The 17144-nt window shown below is 35.9% G+C and carries 12 protein-coding genes; 2 read left to right on the forward strand and 10 right to left on the reverse strand.

Annotation, left to right across the window (positions count from 1 at the left end):
• Positions 1-146: 146 nt before the first annotated feature.
• A complete protein-coding gene (locus tag AACZ49_RS17455; protein WP_339657420.1) occupies positions 147-1253 on the forward strand; it encodes a Gfo/Idh/MocA family oxidoreductase in 1107 nt (368 codons plus the stop codon).
• A gap of 34 nt (positions 1254-1287) precedes the next feature.
• Here the strand turns inward: AACZ49_RS17455 and AACZ49_RS17460 are convergent, their stop codons facing one another.
• The 10 genes from AACZ49_RS17460 to AACZ49_RS17505 all read right to left on the reverse strand — a co-directional run bounded on the left by AACZ49_RS17460 (position 1288) and on the right by AACZ49_RS17505 (position 13746).
• Positions 1288-2121, reverse strand: a complete 834-nt coding sequence (locus AACZ49_RS17460; RefSeq protein WP_339657422.1) for a DUF1080 domain-containing protein — start codon at positions 2119-2121, stop codon at positions 1288-1290.
• A gap of 111 nt (positions 2122-2232) precedes the next feature.
• Positions 2233-5235: a hypothetical protein gene (locus tag AACZ49_RS17465; RefSeq protein WP_339657424.1), complete on the reverse strand. Its 3003-nt coding sequence runs from the start codon at positions 5233-5235 to the stop codon at positions 2233-2235.
• A 186-nt stretch (positions 5236-5421) separates the two neighbouring features.
• Complete coding sequence (locus tag AACZ49_RS17470) at positions 5422-6972, reverse strand: SDR family oxidoreductase (RefSeq protein ID WP_339657440.1); 1551 nt, start codon at positions 6970-6972, stop codon at positions 5422-5424.
• A gap of 37 nt (positions 6973-7009) precedes the next feature.
• Entirely contained in the window at positions 7010-8311 is a 1302-nt protein-coding gene (locus AACZ49_RS17475; RefSeq protein ID WP_339657426.1) for a DEAD/DEAH box helicase, read from the reverse strand.
• A gap of 33 nt (positions 8312-8344) precedes the next feature.
• Entirely contained in the window at positions 8345-8791 is a 447-nt protein-coding gene (locus AACZ49_RS17480; RefSeq protein ID WP_339657428.1) for a KTSC domain-containing protein, read from the reverse strand.
• A 122-nt stretch (positions 8792-8913) separates the two neighbouring features.
• Positions 8914-9105 (reverse strand): cold-shock protein, encoded by a 192-nt coding sequence (locus AACZ49_RS17485; RefSeq protein ID WP_027067037.1) that lies wholly within the window; start codon positions 9103-9105, stop codon positions 8914-8916.
• Between the two features lie 144 nt (positions 9106-9249).
• Positions 9250-10560 (reverse strand): prolyl oligopeptidase family serine peptidase, encoded by a 1311-nt coding sequence (locus AACZ49_RS17490; protein ID WP_339657430.1) that lies wholly within the window; start codon positions 10558-10560, stop codon positions 9250-9252.
• 121 nt (positions 10561-10681) lie between these two features.
• Positions 10682-11530, reverse strand: coding sequence for an aminotransferase class IV (locus tag AACZ49_RS17495; RefSeq protein ID WP_339657432.1), 849 nt, complete (start codon positions 11528-11530; stop codon positions 10682-10684).
• Between the two features lie 3 nt (positions 11531-11533).
• Entirely contained in the window at positions 11534-12433 is a 900-nt protein-coding gene (locus tag AACZ49_RS17500) for a sugar phosphate isomerase/epimerase (protein ID WP_339657434.1), read from the reverse strand.
• 125 nt (positions 12434-12558) lie between these two features.
• The gene (locus AACZ49_RS17505; protein WP_339657436.1) at positions 12559-13746 is read right to left on the reverse strand and encodes a PQQ-dependent sugar dehydrogenase; all 1188 of its coding nucleotides are present in this window, start codon (positions 13744-13746) and stop codon (positions 12559-12561) included.
• A gap of 664 nt (positions 13747-14410) precedes the next feature.
• Here AACZ49_RS17505 and AACZ49_RS17510 point away from each other — a divergent pair.
• The coding region (locus AACZ49_RS17510) for a cadherin domain-containing protein (RefSeq protein WP_339657438.1) at positions 14411-17144 on the forward strand (2734 nt) is incomplete at its 3' end.

Below are 17144 nucleotides of genomic sequence, written 5' to 3' on the forward strand. Positions count from 1 at the left end.
TAATCATTTACAATAAACTCGTTTGGTTTATCAAAAGGTTCTAAGTTCAATTGTTGGAATTGTACATATGGTAAAATGGATTCGTAAATTTCATTACAAGTTTACCTATATTTATATACAAGTAAATCAACCTAATATATAATCTTATGTCTTCAAGAAGAGAATTTATAGAAAAACTTTCGATAACAGCTATCAGCGTACCCTTTCTATACAGTCCTGAAAAACTGTTCGCTGCAAGTTCAGAATCTTATGAAGGACCAATTCTAAAAGTAGCAATCATGGGCTTAGGTAGTTATGGAACCCGTGTAGCTGAAGCTATGCAATCCTGTACACGCGCTAAATTAGTAGGCGTAATTAGTGGCACACCTAGTAAAATAAAAAAGTGGCAGTCTAAATATGCTATTCTAGAAAAGAATTGCTACAACTACGAAAATTTTGATGCTATAAAAGATAATCCAGATATTGATGCCGTATATATTATTACCCCAAACGGATTGCATAAGGACCAGACTATTCGAGTAGCTAAAGCAGGAAAACATGTAATCAGCGAAAAGCCGATGGGTATCAATGCCCAAGAAGGTCAAGAAATGGTAGATGCCTGTAAAGCGGCCAATGTAAAACTATTGATTGGGTACCGAATGCATTTTGAGCCCAAGACCGTTGCTGTAATCCAAATGCGTAAAGACGGAGTATTTGGTGATACCAAATTTTTTCAAGGACAATCTGGTTTTACGATAGGTGACCCTACACAATGGCGTTTAAACAAGGAACTTTCTGGTGGTGGTGCTATGATGGATATCGGTATTTATTCTATAAATGGTGCACGTTACATGTTAGGAGAAGAACCTATTTGGGTTACAGCCCAAGAAACAAAGACAGATCCCGTAAAATTTAAGGAAGGCATAGACGAAACTATTCAATTTCAAATGGGCTTCCCTAGTGGTGCGGTGGCCAATTGCTTATCTACTTATAGCATGAACAATTTAGATAGATTTTATATGACGGGTTCTAAGGGATTCGTAGAAATGCAGCCGTCTACAGGATACGGACCAATTGAAGGCCGAACCCATAAGGGTCCATTGACACAACCACACGTTACTCATCAAACCCTACAAATGGACGGTATGGCAGCACTTATTTTTGAAGGTAAACAGCCAATAGTTCCTGTAGATGGTGAAGAAGGTGTAAAGGATATGAAAATTATAGATGCGATATTTTTAGCCGCAAAAACTGGTAAAAAAGTAAACTTATAAAACATAAAACTTATAGGGTCGAACTACTAGATAATTAATATTTTATTAGTTCAATTTTACGAAAATCAATTGGGTGGCTGTTAGACTGCAAGGAAATATAGCCACCCTTTACTTTGGTATTCTCGCCATCCATTAGCATTTTGGCCGTTTCATTTTCTGTGTTATAGATGGGATTTTCATAACTCAATATTTCCTCCCCATTTACGAAATGTCTGATTTTGCCATCTTTTACATCGATCTCTGCGATAACCCATTGATCGCCATGAAATGTCTTAGCAACATCTGCAGCGACACAGGTTGCTGTATTCTTTTCGCCCTTATATTCAATGAACATCCCATTAGTACAGGCAGCTCCAAGAGGTCGGTCTTCTGTACCGTTACCACCGTGAAAATTATATTCTAGACACACGGGAAATGGCTGGTCTAATTTTTGAGTAGCTGGTGGCTGACCATGAAATTGAATACCACTATCGCGATAGCCCCAATTTGGCGCACCCGGAGCTGTTTCTCCAACAAAACGATACTCTACTTTAAGCCGGTAATTCGTTAAGTATTCATCAAAATATACAGTGCCAAAGCGATTATTAAACTCAGTTCCGTAGCTATCATATCGTATTTTCAAAATACCATCTTCAACACGTAAAGTATTGCCAAAATTTTCACCTAATGAATATCCGGGTATTTTTATGGTCCACCCTGTTAAATCGATTCCATTAAATATAGAGACCCAGTTTGCCGATGTCGCTAATTCTGGTACCTGATCAGCTATTTCTTTTTTAGTATTAGATATTTTCTCTCCACAATACATTGTACCTGTGAACAATGTAACCGCTAAAATTATTGACAAAATATTTAAACTAGATTTCATTTTAATTGATTTTAATACTACCGTTTTAAAAGTAACAAAAAAAGGTGTGCCAACGGTACACCTTTAAATTTGAAATTGATTAGGGTAAGTTTATCAGAAACACAAGAAATTTTAAAGCGACACTTCAGACTTAAGTTTATTTACTTGAGAAACTAAATCTGTATATCTATCCTTGGCATCTTTACCAACTTCTTTATCTGCATCACCAACAATATAAGATAAATAAGAAATTTGAGCGACCAACATTTGTTGAGGATATGCACCTTCTTCATTTTTTAGTTTTTTCAATACTTTTTCTAAGGAAGTTTTCCTTTCAGAATTCGTACTCTTTTTTATTTCCGCTTCTACATCTGCTTGCAATTTTCGGGCATCCGATAATAATTGGATGACTTTATTTTCAAAGAGAAGTTGCTCTTTTATCGTGGCATCTAAAACGCCTTCTTTTTCTAATCGTGGATCAATAAGAACCTCAAAAAATTGTTCACTGCTTGCCTCACCTACTTTCAATATAACGGTATACCTACCAGGCGAAACCAATGGGCCGTTTTTAAATCTTCGTGATTTTTTATCGCTCCAAGCACCTTTCTGCCTCATGTCCCAGTTAAAACGGTTTATACCTTTATTAGTTTCCAATTTTGCATCCACATAACTAAATGTCATACTTAATCCCATGTCCTCAACTTCTTCAGATGTTGATTTTATTTGTGTAGAATCACTCACAATAGTTACAATGGAATTTTTGTTAACATCTAAAATTTCTAACTGTACTTCTTTATTCGATTCTTCGGGTAAGTAATAATCGATTATTACACTCGTAGCAGGGTAATTTGGAAAATCCCCAGATGCTCTGGTTATGTTATACCTAATCGTATTATCTGGCTTAAACAATATGGGCTTATTATTTAAAGAAGCTATTTCAGGGTTTCTTAAAGATGTAATATTATCTAAAATCCAAAAACCGCGTCCCATGGTGCTCAACACCAAATCACCTCGATTTATAATTATATCAGTTATTGGAGTAACAGGTAAGTTTTGTTGAAATGTCTTCCAATTTTTACCATCATCAAAAGAGACGAACATTCCGTATTCTGTACCCGCGTATAATAGTCCGGCAATTTCTGGGTCTTCCCTTAATACTTTACTGGTATAGTCCGAAGGAATTCCGTTTGTTGTAGTACTTAATAGTTCCCAATTTTTTCCAAAATCATCAGTTTTGTAAAAATAAGGTGTCGTATCGCCTAATAAGTGTCTATCCACAGAAATATAGGCTCTAGCAGCACTGAATTGTGATGGCTCTATAGATTCTACCCTACCACCTTTTGGTAGTTTTTTGGGTGTCACATTTTCCCAAGTTTGGCCACCATCTTTAGTAATTGAAACAACTCCGTCATTAGAGCCTGTCCATAGTAAGTCTTTTTGGATTTTAGATTCTCTAATCGAGTATAATGTGCTATAGTATTCTTCACCGGTAATATCTCGTGTAATTAAATCTCCAGAAATTACTTGCTTATCTGCTTCAAAAGCGGTTAAATCTGGCGAAATTATTTCCCAAATTTCACCATTGTTTCTTGTTTTATGTACATACTGTGACCCCATATACACTACATCTGGATCATGTGGGGATACATGCACCGGTGCCACACGTTGAAACCTATACTTCAAATCTTTTGGGTTATGTCCATAAATGTTAGACGCCCCAATTGAATACTCACGATTGCTACCTGTAAGTTTACTGTATACACTAAACCGCCCTTTACAGTTGTTGTAAACTGTATTATGATCACCAGGCTTAGGTATTGATGGTCCTGTTTCACAACCACCAACATCAATCATTATTTGTGTACCCTGAGGTGATGTAGCACTAGGCGATGAACTCGGTATAGCAATTGTTGTGTTATCTTGTTGTGCTCCGTATACCCAATAAGGATATTGGTCATCAACTGCAACTTGATAAATTTCTGCCGTAGGCTGATTGAATTGTGAAGACCATGTTTTTCCTCCATTGTGTGAAATATTGGCACCACCGTCGTTACATTGAATCAGTAGTGCGGGATTGTTAGGATTCATCCATATATCATGGTTGTCCCCATGTGGTACGTCCATTTCATTCCATGTTTTTCCACCATCTGTAGATTTCAATAACGGATTTGCATTCGAATAAACAATATCAGCATTAGTGGGGTCTACTTCTATATTTGTATAATAGAAAGGTCTGTTTACCAATCCTTTCTCTTTTGATGTTTGCGTAAATGAATTGCCTTGATCAACAGATTTGTAAACTCCGCCTTGGTCACCAGGTGCTTCAATTACAGCATATAAAATTTTTGAATCCGATGCTGTAACTCCTAAATCAATTTTCCCTATTAATCCTTCTGGTAGTCCTTTTCCAAGTTTAACCCAGTCTTTACCGGCATTAACAGATTTATAAATACCACCATCTTTATTCTCACCGCCTGAATCAATCGTCCATGGCGTACGCTGTGCTTTCCAAGCTGCAGCATAAACAACATTAGGGTTACCAGGTAATAGTTCTAAATCTGCAAAGCCAGTTTTGTTTGAAACAAATAGAACCTTATCCCAAGTAACTCCACCATCAATGGTCTTGTAAATACCACGTTCTTCATTTGCTTTAAAAGCATTACCAATTGCAGCTACCCATACAATATTACTGTTAGTTGGGTCTATTTCAACGGCCCCAATTTGACCAACATGATCAAGACCAATATGTGTCCATGTTTCACCTGCGTCTATCGATTTATAGACTCCTTTGCCGTTAATGATATTACTGCGAAGTCCATCGGAACCTGTGCCAACATAAACGATATTTGGATCATTAGATGCTATTTCGATAGCGCCAATTGATGGTGTACTGAAAAAGCCATCGGAAACATTGTTCCAAGTAGTTCCATAATCTTCAGTTTTCCATACACCTGCTCCCGAAGCTCCTAAATAAAAAGTGCCAGGTTCGGTTGGTGTTCCCGTTACTGTGGTTACACGACCACCTCTTAAGGGGCCAATAGTTCGGTATTCAAAAGCTGAAAAATCTTGAGATAAAAGTGATGTTGAAATAAAAAAGCAAGTGGTAAACGCAAGGTTATGTATTAAGGTTTTCATTATTCGTATGCTAATTGGTTGGACAAGACTTAAAGTTACTTAAACCAACAGTTATAACATAACCTTCAACACATTTTGTGATTATTTTGTTTTCCTAAATATAGATTACGTATTCCTTTAAACATAGGGTTCTTATAACGCCTTTTTAGAAAAAAATAAAGTACTTGTATGGTGAATGTGTATTATTTACCAATCAATAGGAAAGTAATCTTTTAAGAATTTTCCACACCAATGCTTTCCGGAATTTATACCGTCAAATAAGGGATCCATTACTCTAGCGGCACCATCAACAATATCTAAAGGTGGTTGAAAATCGTGAACCTCCTGTTTTTTCTTGGCTAATTCTGCAGGATCTTCATCGGTAACCCAACCAGTATCTACAGCATTCATGAAAATCCCGTCTTTTGCCAATTCACCGGCAGCTGTATGTGTCAACATATTAAGTGCCGCCTTTGCCATATTGGTATGTGGATGGCGAGATTCTTTAAAGAAACGATGGAATTTACCTTCCATCGCAGTAACATTAATAATATGCTTTTGACCCGTATTTTCTTTTTTCATGAGCTCGGCCAACCGATTGCAAAGTACGAACGGAGCAACAGAATTTACCAATTGAACCTCAATCATTTCGGTGGTTTCAATTTCACCTAACTTTAATCGCCAGCTATTGGTTTTACGCAAATCTACTTGTTGTAAATCGGCATCTAATTCACCTGTAGGGAACACCTCTTGGGCAACCAAAGCATTATCAAAACTATATGGTATTTGAGAGAGCTTAGCAGATGCTCGCAAACCAATACCAGGTTCTGGTCCGTGCCAAGTAACCGGCATATTTTGATTTGGAGAAGCTTTGGTACTGAACGATTTTAATTCATCTAAACAACTTTCATGGTCACTTAATACCATTTGGGCGAACTTGGGTAACGAAGAAATCTCACGTTCTTCATTCTCCATTAAATGGTGATAAAAACCTGCAGGTCTACGTACCGTTTGTGCTGCATTATTGATAAGAATATCTAATTTATCGTATTGCTGCTCAATAAAATTGCAAAAAATCTCAACACTTGGGATATGGCGTAAATCTAGGCCGTGTATTTTTAGTCGATGTCCCCACTCCATAAAATCTTCCTCCTTTGAAAAACGAAGAGCAGAATCTACAGGAAATCGTGTCGTCGCAATTACGGTAGCACCACCACGTAAAAGCATTAAAGTAATATGGTACCCGATTTTTAATCTAGATCCCGTAATAACAGCAATTTGACCTTTAACATTGGCATTTTGGAATCTTTTAGCATAATTGAAATCACCACAATCGGTACACATAGTGTCATAAAAATGATGAAGCTGAGTAAACTCTGCCTTACATACGTAGCAATTACGAGGTGTGGTCAGTTCAGGTAAATCTTTACATTCTAAAACGGCAGCCGATAATAACTTTGGAGCTACGAAAACATGTGCTTCACGAGCACTTCTAATACCCGTTTCTTTTCTTGCATGTTTATCTCGTACAGCCTGCTTGCGTTTTTCATTTCGTTTAGCATCCTTTACCCTTTTTGCAAATTCTTGTTTGTTAGGACGCGATAGCTGACCAGCAACTTTAATAAGGGCTATTCTTCTATCTTCTGGGATTTCGAAAATTTGGTTCGTATCGTTAACCAAACGATTTAATATTTCAATACAACTTTCAATCTCGTTTAAATCGATATCAGTTTCGTTCTCGTGCTGTTTATCCTTCATCATACTACCTTAAAAAGGGCAAAAATACTAACTATGATTAAAGTACGGTTATACGTACTTTCTTCTTTTTTAATCTAGAATTGTTTAAACCATTAACCAGTTCTTTTGATTTGGTTTTGGGAACGGCTACAAAAGCACAATCTTGTTTCAATTCGACATCTCCTAATTCGTCTCTATTCAATCCTCCTTGTTTAAAAAAAAGTCCCGCTATATCACCTTTAGATATTTTATCTTTTCTACCGCCGGAAATAAATAAGGTTTCCCAATAAGGCTCACCTAATCTATTGGATTTATTGATGTTGATTGGTTTTGATTTCGGTATAAATTCAGGTAAATTTTCTTTATCCCATCGTAAAATATAAGCTGTACCCGCTTCATTAACACGAGCAGTTCTACCATTTCGATGCGTAAATTCTTCTATTCTTTGTGGCAATTCGTAGTGAATAATGAACTTTAATTCAGGAATATCGATTCCTCTAGCCGCTAAATCAGTAGCTACTAGAATTCTACTACTACCATTTCTAAATTTTATCAGTGCACGTTCTCGGTCTTTTTGTTCCATGCCACCAGAAAAACATTCATGGTGAATATGCTGATGTTCTAGAAAAGAACTTATGATTTCAATACTATCCTTATAATTACAAAAAATAATACCTGGTTCTTCGCCTATACAATTTAATAACTGTACTAAAGTTTTCAGTTTGTCTTTATCTTCAGATACAACAGTACTGATCGTTAGTTGTGATGGGTTTTCCTTTTTTAGAAAATTTATTCTCCTAGGATTTTCCATCCCAACGAATTTAGGAATTTTAACCCCTTCGGTTGCAGAGGTTAATATGCGTTTTTTAAGGTTGGGCAATTCACTAAGAATTTCGCTCATTTCTTTTTCAAAGCCAACTTCTAACGATTTATCAAATTCGTCAAGTATTAATGTAGAAATACTATTTTTAGTAAATCGGTCCGCAATAAAATGGTCTAAAATTCTACCAGGAGTTCCTACCAAAATTGCAGGAGTGTGTTTTAGTTCAATCTTATCTTTTGACATAGGTCTACCACCATAAATGGCATTTACTTTGAAGCCAGACCCTATATTTCGAATAACTTGTTCGATTTGAATAGCCAATTCTCGAGAAGGCACCAAAATAAGTACTTGAACCTCCGGATTATCATGGTCTAATTCCTCTAGGACAGGAAGTAAAAAAGCCAACGTTTTTCCTGTACCTGTGGGTGATAAAAGAATAGTGTTGGTTGTAGTTGAAATCACAGTTAGCGACTCCTTTTGCATAGGATTCAACGCATCAATATTCAATTTCGATAAAATCTCTTCTTGATTTTTCATGCGATATTTGTGCTTCTTATTTTATATCAAATTTTAAGCCTCTTGAAGGTCACGTTTAGATTTCCTATATAAGTAATTAGGAAAAATACTTCTTTTCGCGAATCTGTTCAACTTATTAGAGTTGATCATCTTTTGAAAAATTGGTTTTGTAACTCCGAAATATTCGTAAGTGGCACCGTCAACAAAAGTAACTTCTAAAACTAGACCATTATGCTGAAAATCGGCAACACCAGAATTTATAGATTCATTGTACACCTCTTTGTTTGCTTCTTTAGTTTCAGGAGCGATACTCACTAAAAAGTGGTACCCGTCAATGATACGACGACTCTGTATTTCAGCTTCTTCTCTTTTTTCGTCCCCTTCTTGAAATTTATCTGGATGCCATTCTTTCACCAAATTTCTGTAAGTAGACTTTAGAGTTTTAAGCTCAATTTCTTTTTCAACTCCGAAGAGTTTTTTGTATTCATTGATACGCTTCATAATACGACTTTTTTGCGGGTGCAAAACTACGTCTTTATTTTGACCTAGAAGATTGAAAATGAGTAATAAAAAAAGCCCTTCACTATAGAAGGGCTTTTTCTTAAACTTGAAAGTATATATGTTTAGATAACTTTTACGTTCACTGCGTTTAATCCTTTGTTACCTTCTTTTAGTTCAAATTCAACTTCATCGCCTTCACGAATTTCGTCGATTAAACCTGAAATGTGTACAAAGTGGTCTTTTTCAACACCTTCTTCAGTGATAAAACCGAAACCTTTTGTGTCGTTGAAAAATTTTACTGTTCCTTTACTCATTGTAATGTAATTTAATTTATAATACTATTTAGTAAACAAAGATGACGCCAATAGTTGACAAACAAGTTTTTAAGTACATTTAAATACATTTTTTGGCAAACATTTAAGAGTTTTTAAGCTTTTGAACCGAAATACTAAGAGATTTCATCTTTTTTGAGCAGCCAACCATTCCATAATTGTAACTCCTCTACCATTTATTAATACAGGTTTTTGATTAAAATCAAAATTAGCGTCATTCGCATGTGAATATATCCAAGACCAATGTCCTGGGAAATAATACTCCTTACCACCATAAAAACCTGTTAAATCAACCACATGATTGTAAAAAGAAAAATGTACATTAGGTGCGCCAGCAGAAATCAATCTTTTATATAAGGGTACAACAGTTTCATCTGGTACTGTCGTAGTATCATCTTTAGAGTGTACGAACCATATAGGCACATTTTTAATTAGCTCTATTTGTTCATCGGTTATGTATTGATTTTGATATGCCAAGGCACTGATATAACCAGCTGCAAAATAATTAGGATGTTCAAGTATTAATTTGAGACTCATATAGCCACCATTTGAACAACCACCTATATAAATTCTATCGGTATCTATTTTTGGATGTTTTGCAACATAACTTTCAATCAAGTCAAACAAAGCCTTGTTATAAATATCATCTGTATCTCCCCTAGTATAATCTCCAGATTGGCTTTGCATCCAAAAAGTAGGTGTTTGTGGAGCCAAAACATATGCTTCACCAAAAAACGCTTGTATTTCATCGGTAGCATAATTAGTTGCCTTATTTGCAACAAGAGCTATGCTTGGATCAGTACCACCTTCACCACCCCCGTGCAACCAAATGATTAGTGGTGTTTTATTAGAAGTACTCTCAGGCTCAAAAGAACCATAAGATAAACTTATTCCATCGCTTTTATATGTTCCTTTTAAATCAAACTTATCTAGATCTGAATATATGCGGTCAACTTCGTTATCCCAAATCTTTGACGTTGGCATATGCGTTATATTCATCCTATAATCAATCCATTGATTACTACCTCTCCCCTCCTTAAAAATATATTTGATAGGTGAATCTAATGGATTATTAGGGTGTACTAATAAAACTAAAGTAACATGATTACCTTCGGTTAATCTATTTCCCTTCTCATCAGAAACATAGGCAAATAAGACTTCTCTGTCCCCTTTTGCTTCTGCCAGTTGCATTTCTACACCTTCTTTACTGCGTACAACTGAAACCTTAAAATCAGATGCATTTACCTTGCTTGTTTTTTCGGCCATTGGTATCACTACTTTTTTAACGGCAGGGCCCCAATCGTATCCCTCTATAATTAGGGTGTAGTTTTTATCAATAACAAGTTGTTTATAATCTGATGTAGACTCGTTGGCCAAAAGTGTACCTTGATGAAATGTCAACAAGAATAATAGATAAGATAATAGTGCTCTTTTCATTTTAGTGAAATATTTAGAATCGGTCAGTAAGATACTTGATTTTTAGGAAATGTTTTAAAACAAGTTTTGACAATTTGAATAAAGTGGTTCTACCGAATTTAATGCCTATGTGGTGGAGCTTTTAATTAATAGATTTAATTTTCAAAAAAGCCTCCTGTAATTTTTGAGTTACGGGTCCTATATTATTCTCCTTATAAAGAATGTGATCATCTATCTGTTGGATAGATGCGATTTGGGTACTAGTACCAGTTAAGAATGCTTCGTCTATCTCTGAAACATCATTTATGGAGACTGGTGTTTCTTGAATCTCAATATCTAGGGATTTACAAAGTTCAAAAACTACTTGTCTAGTTATGCCATCTAAAATTAGCTTATTGGCAGGATGGGTTAAAACAATTCCGTCTTTTATAAAGAAAACGTTACAATGAGAGGCTTCGGTAAAAAATCCATCTCTATGTAAAATAGTTTCGAAACATTGATGCTGCACAGCCTCTTCATTTAGCATAACATTACCTAGTAGTGACGTCATTTTAATATCACACCGAGACCATCTGAAATCTTCCCGGGTAATTACTTTTGCATTGACAGCATTAATTTTAGGTAAGACTTTAGGCACGGCATACATCATTACCGTAGGTACTATATCTAATGGGTAAGAATGTTGTCTAGGTGCAACACCTCGGGTTATTTGAATATAAAGAAGACAATCCTTACCGGTTAATTTAGTAACACCCAATAGTTTTTCTATGTCAATTAGTAGGCTGCTTGTATCAAAAGTGATATTTATTTTATTTAACCCTTCTTGCAACCGATCTAAATGAGCTTTTTTATAAAAAAAGACACCTTCGATTTGTACCATAACTTCATAGATACCATCACCAAAAATAAAACCACGGTCAAAAACTGATATCTTAGCATCTTCAAAAGGTACTATGTTTCCATTTAAATAAACCTTTTCAGGATACTTCATACCTTATAAATACCTTTGAAGATGTTTTTTAAAATATTCAGCACTATCAGTAATACTCTTCATTGAATTTTCGGCAAAATTTCCTCCCTGCTCAATATAATAGTATTGCAAATCTTCTTTATCGATAGTTGATAATAAAGTCTTATAATCTATAGAGCCATTACCCATTTCAGAATAATCTCGGGTAACTTTGTCCATATCTTTAATATGCCACATTACAAAACGCCCAGGATTTTCAGCAATTAACTCACTCGGAGTTTTATTAGAAGAATGTTCAACCCAATACATATCCATCTGTAATTTCACCAAACTAGGATCAGTACCCGCTAGAATAATATCATAGCCCTGTTCACCATTATGATCAGTAAATTCAAAATCATGATTATGATAGGCAAAGCCTAAACCGGCCTTGGAAACCTGTTCTCCAATACTATTTAATTTATCGGTAAGCACCTTAAAGTTTTCAATATTACGAAATTCTGGAGCTAGCCATGGCCATGTAATATATTTGCTTCCAATGGTATGAGAACCTTCGATACATTGATCAACATAGCGTTGAAGATTTTTCATAGGTTCATTAAATCGACTTGAAAAATCATAGTGTCCGCTTGAAACGGTAAAATCTAAATCAATTAAGTTCTTTTTAAATTCCTTTGATTTAATTCCGTAGTACGTATCATTATCTCCATCATAACCGTAAATCTCTCCATCTTCATATCCTAAATTTCTAGCATATTTAATGCTCTCTATTGGATCTTTGGCCATTGCATCACGTATGGTGAATAACTGTAAACCCATTTTAAATCGAGAATCTAGAGGTAAGACCGACAAGGGTAACAATGAACTTACAGAAAGTACACCGGTCTGTTTTAGAAACGTTCTACGCGTAGTTGAATTAAACATGATTATTAGAGATTGAATTGATATTTATGAAATATAAATATAAGGTTTGGAAACTAAACTAATGAATATAAAAACTAAAAAAGCAGCTCTTTCGAACTGCTTTTTGATACTGTTTTATTTTTACATTAATTACTTGTAAGTGCAGTATCATCAAAGGAAACACGATAAATAGCGTCACCATAATCATCAGAAATTAGCATTGAACCATCTTTCAACCATAATATATCCACTGGTCTACCAGATGCTTCTTGTGTCGATTCATTTAACCAACCATTAATAAATGGTTCGTAATCGATGACTTCCCCATCCTTAATATCTGCCATCATAATTCTATAACCAACCTTCTTGCTTCTGTTCCAAGAACCATGTTCGGCAATAAATGCTTTGCCTTTATAATTAGAAGGAAACATATCAGCTGTGTAAAATTTAATAGCCAAAGGTGCTACGTGAGCTCCCAATTGCAAAGCAGGAGAAACAAAATCTGAACACGGATGCTCTTCGCCAAACTCTGGGTCTTTTACGATACCACCATGACAGAAAGGATATCCAAAATGCTGTCCTGCTTCTGTAACATGGTTTAACTCACAAGGTGGTATATCATCGCCTAGCATATCACGACCATTATCCGTGAACCACATATCACCAGTTTCTGGGTGCCATGTAAACCCCACAGAATTCCTAATTCCTCTAGCAAAAATTTCACGGTTGCTTCCGTCTGGGTCCATTCTAGAAATTGTGGCGAAACGTTCATCCTCATTTGTACGGTTACAAATATTACAAGGTGCACCCACAGGTACATATAATTTATCATCAGGTCCGAATGCGATATACTTCCATCCATGGTGAAACTCCGATGGAAAATCCTCATAAATCAACTCCTTGTTTAGCGTACCACCCAATTGGTCTTCTATATTAGGATACTTCCATAGACTGCCTACTTGGGCAACATATAAGTCGCCATTTCTCATGGCAATTCCGTTAGGCACTTCCATCGTATCTATAACCATCACATTATCAGCTTTAAAATCGCCATCAGTATCTTGTATCGCATAAACCGTGTTTTCTGTACGGGTACCCACGAATAAGGTTCCATTATCTCCCATAGCCATTGAGCGAGCACCATCTACTCCTCTAGCATAGACTTCAATCCTAAATCCTTCAGGAAGATCAAGCTCCAATAATGCTAAATCCGTACTATCCAAAGCAACCTCCTCCTTGACGATTTCTGCCTCTTTTTTTTGGGTGTCTTTACATGATATGATGGCAATCACCAAACTAAATACCAAGCACAATTTTAAGCGAGCATTTTTCATATAAAATCCAATTTTTGTTAATCACGAAGATACATAAGTATACATAGTTATAAAACTTTTGGTTTTGATTTGAAATAAGAATTGTTTCAAAGAATTTAGGAGCATGGCTGCTACATAACTTTAGGTACAAAACTTATGTAATGCTTTACTTATTATTCCCGCCCAAGCCCTCTTTTTCAAACGTTAACGGTAGCAATGGTACTTGGATAATCCTAGATGTAAACAAGTACTCCTACGATACTGAGAAGGTATTCAATCGCTAGGGACATGTGGTTTATGCAGTACAAGGATATGCGAATCATTGGCAAGGACTCTACTAGGGCAGAAGAAAAAACTGCCGGCCCGTATGCTACTTATGTATAATCGAGCTTGATAACGGTATGGCATCTGTATCGGGATGAATATTCATAAACTATTAAAGCTTAAAAAATGAATTCCCTCCTAAGAAGGTTTTTTAGAAATCAAATCGCCGGCTTGTTGTTAAACAATACGTCTTAAAAATATTATTTAACATTGATTTTATAAGCTTTGGCCCAATAATGAAATATATAAGACCACATCTATCTTAGCTTTTACAACATATTTCAAAAAAGCTACAACATAAGTAAGTAAAAGACTACAAATTATTTCAGATTTGTAGGTGTAATACATAATCTAAGTAAAAATGAATTTTGGAAAACCAACCCAATGCTTATATAATAGCATAACCACACCTCCATTTTTTAAGCCAAGTAGACTAAAAAATAAAAATAACCTCAATAATACTGGAGAGAATATAAGTGAGGCATTTATCAAACTATTTTTCATTCTTTTGTTTGTTTCTTTTATAAACGTATACAACCTAAATGCACAGTCCCAATTGGGTAATCTACCTGTATTTACAAACCCTATAGGTCTTCAAGATTTTTCAAGCGCTAACTTTATAACTAATAAATATTTGACTAGTTCTACGACCACTAGAAAGCTTGGATTGGAGTTTTCCAATGATGGTTCTAAAATGTATTCTATAGGTTTTGACGATGATTTGATAATTGAATATACCTTATCTATCCCATACTCTGTAACCACGGCAACACGTACTTATGAATTAAATATAACTGCGAATGGTCAATATCCTAGAGGTTTGGCATTCAGTGCTGATGGTGGTAAAATGTTTATATTAAGTCAAGGAACTAAGGTGATTTATGCTTATAACCTTACGATACCATTCGACCTTTCAACAGCGGTAATCGGGACAGATTCTTTTGATATGTCCACCTACACATCATTGAGTGTCGAGGGGGTAGATTTTAATCCAGAAGGTACAAGAATGTACCTAACCAATAGTAGAACTAATTCATCTTCTATTGAGCAATTTGATTTGAGCACGCCGTTTGAGATTGGTACAGCGAGCTATTCGGGTACAAAGGATATTTCATCCCGTTTTTCAGGTAGTGTATACGGTATTACTTTTGGTAAAGGTGGAACACAAATGTTCATAGGGCAGTATAGTGATGGTCGTGTGATTGAATATCGTTTAAATACTGCCTATGATGTTTCTACCGCTTCGCTTACCGCCAATAACGGAAATGTTTTTTCTTTAAGTACTCCAACAGATATCGCTTTTAGTACAGCATTTGATAAATTATTTATTTTAAGATATGGTCAAAGTAGTGTTTATGAATACACGATAGGAAGTATGTCTTTAGAATTTCCTGAAAATAGCACTGCATTAGTTACAGATGTTGATGCCAATGATGGTGATGGGGGTAGCTCCGATATAGGAATTACATATAGCCTGGTTAGTGGTGGTGATAATGATGTATTTACGATAGATAGTGCAACGGGTGAATTATCTTTTTTTGCAGCCCCGGATTTTGAGACACCTTTAGATAATGGTGCAAATAACACCTATAATATTACCATAGTTGCTACTGATGATGATGGTGCTTCTCAAAATAATCTTCTTATAGAAGTAACGGATATTGATGAAGTAGCACCCATCCTTGTTCTTGTCGGAGACCAAGATATCAATACAGATCAGAATAATTGTTTCTATTCGGTACAAGGCACGGAGTTAGACCCTACAACTGCAACGGACGATAGTGGCAGTCTAGCTTCTTTGACCTATTCTCTTCAAAAAATGACACCCAATCCCAATCTTATAGAAGAAAATTTCGATACCGGAAGTTGGGATATCAACAATTTTGAATTGGGCACTAATACCGGGTCTGTGGTTAATGGAACCTATAAAAGTGATACCAGTAGTCGCGGTACGTTAAGAAGTATTGCAGAATTTACACCTACGGTGAGTAATTCTTTATATGTTTCTGCAACGCTTAGCTTTACAGGAGGAGAAGGTATAGCATTTATTGGCACCAGAAGTACTGGTGAACAGCCTTTAAGCCAGTTTAATTCAGAGCCCCAAGGCCTAAATCTTCGTATCCATAATTTCAATGATGGCCAGACAAGTACCTCAGTAGGGTATGATTTTCAACCTAGACCAGGAAATGCATTTTATAATAATCCTGTAAGATTTCAAATTATGGATGACGGTTCATCCATGTCTGTAACCATGACTAATTTAGTCACTTTTGTTTCACATTCTTTTTCTTATAATACAAATTATACTACGGGATCCAATAAAATTGTTTTCTCGGGGGATAATGCTGCCTCATGGGATGATATTAAAATAAGTTTAGGACCACATGAAACGCTTCAGGAATATGCCAATGGTAATGATTCTTCGATAGGAGAAATATTGAATATTGGTGAACATACAATGACGTGGGCTGCTACAGATAGCAGTGGTAACCAAACGACCGTTTCTCAAATTATTACGGTTGAAGACACTATTGATCCCGTAGTTGAAATTCAAAATATTACGATCACGCTCGATAGTAATGGGGAGGCATCCATTACTACTGCGGACATCAATAATAACTCAACGGATAATTGCGGCATTGATACACTGGTTTTAGACAAGGAAGATTTTACAGTGGTGGATACAGGTGATAATACGGTAACGCTTACGGTGACCGATATACATGGCAATGTAAATACCGCTGCGGCAACGGTTACGGTAATTAATCCAGATATTGACAATGATGGAGTTAACAATGATATTGATAATTGCCCGACAACAGTTAATGCAGATCAATTGGATACGGATAATGATGGAACTGGAAATATATGTGATGACGATGATGACAATGATGGAACATTGGATACGGCGGATGCCTTCCCATTGGACCCGACAGAGGATACCGATACCGACAATGACGGCACAGGCGATAATGCCGATACCGATGATGACAATGATGGAACATTGGATACGGCGGATGTTTTCCCATTGGACCCTACGGAGGATACCGATACCGACAATGACGGCACAGGCGATAATGCCGATACCGATGATG

Source organism: uncultured Maribacter sp. (genome assembly GCF_963975365.1).
Classification (GTDB): Bacteria; Bacteroidota; Bacteroidia; order Flavobacteriales; family Flavobacteriaceae; genus Maribacter.

Bases quoted from the DNA above. Each gene is read 5' to 3' on its own strand.
- AACZ49_RS17500 (WP_339657434.1), bottom strand. From the start codon at position 12,433: ATGTTTAATTCAACTACGCGTAGAACGTTTCTAAAACAGACCGGTGTA.
- AACZ49_RS17470 (WP_339657440.1), bottom strand. From the start codon at position 6,972: ATGAAGGATAAACAGCACGAGAACGAAACTGATATCGATTTAAACGAG.
- AACZ49_RS17475 (WP_339657426.1), bottom strand. From the start codon at position 8,311: ATGAAAAATCAAGAAGAGATTTTATCGAAATTGAATATTGATGCGTTG.
- AACZ49_RS17495 (WP_339657432.1), bottom strand. From the start codon at position 11,530: ATGAAGTATCCTGAAAAGGTTTATTTAAATGGAAACATAGTACCTTTT.
- AACZ49_RS17480 (WP_339657428.1), bottom strand. From the start codon at position 8,791: ATGAAGCGTATCAATGAATACAAAAAACTCTTCGGAGTTGAAAAAGAA.
- AACZ49_RS17455 (WP_339657420.1), top strand. From the start codon at position 147: ATGTCTTCAAGAAGAGAATTTATAGAAAAACTTTCGATAACAGCTATC.
- AACZ49_RS17460 (WP_339657422.1), bottom strand. From the start codon at position 2,121: ATGAAATCTAGTTTAAATATTTTGTCAATAATTTTAGCGGTTACATTG.
- AACZ49_RS17490 (WP_339657430.1), bottom strand. From the start codon at position 10,560: ATGAAAAGAGCACTATTATCTTATCTATTATTCTTGTTGACATTTCAT.
- AACZ49_RS17465 (WP_339657424.1), bottom strand. From the start codon at position 5,235: ATGAAAACCTTAATACATAACCTTGCGTTTACCACTTGCTTTTTTATT.
- AACZ49_RS17485 (WP_027067037.1), bottom strand. From the start codon at position 9,105: ATGAGTAAAGGAACAGTAAAATTTTTCAACGACACAAAAGGTTTCGGT.
- AACZ49_RS17505 (WP_339657436.1), bottom strand. From the start codon at position 13,746: ATGAAAAATGCTCGCTTAAAATTGTGCTTGGTATTTAGTTTGGTGATT.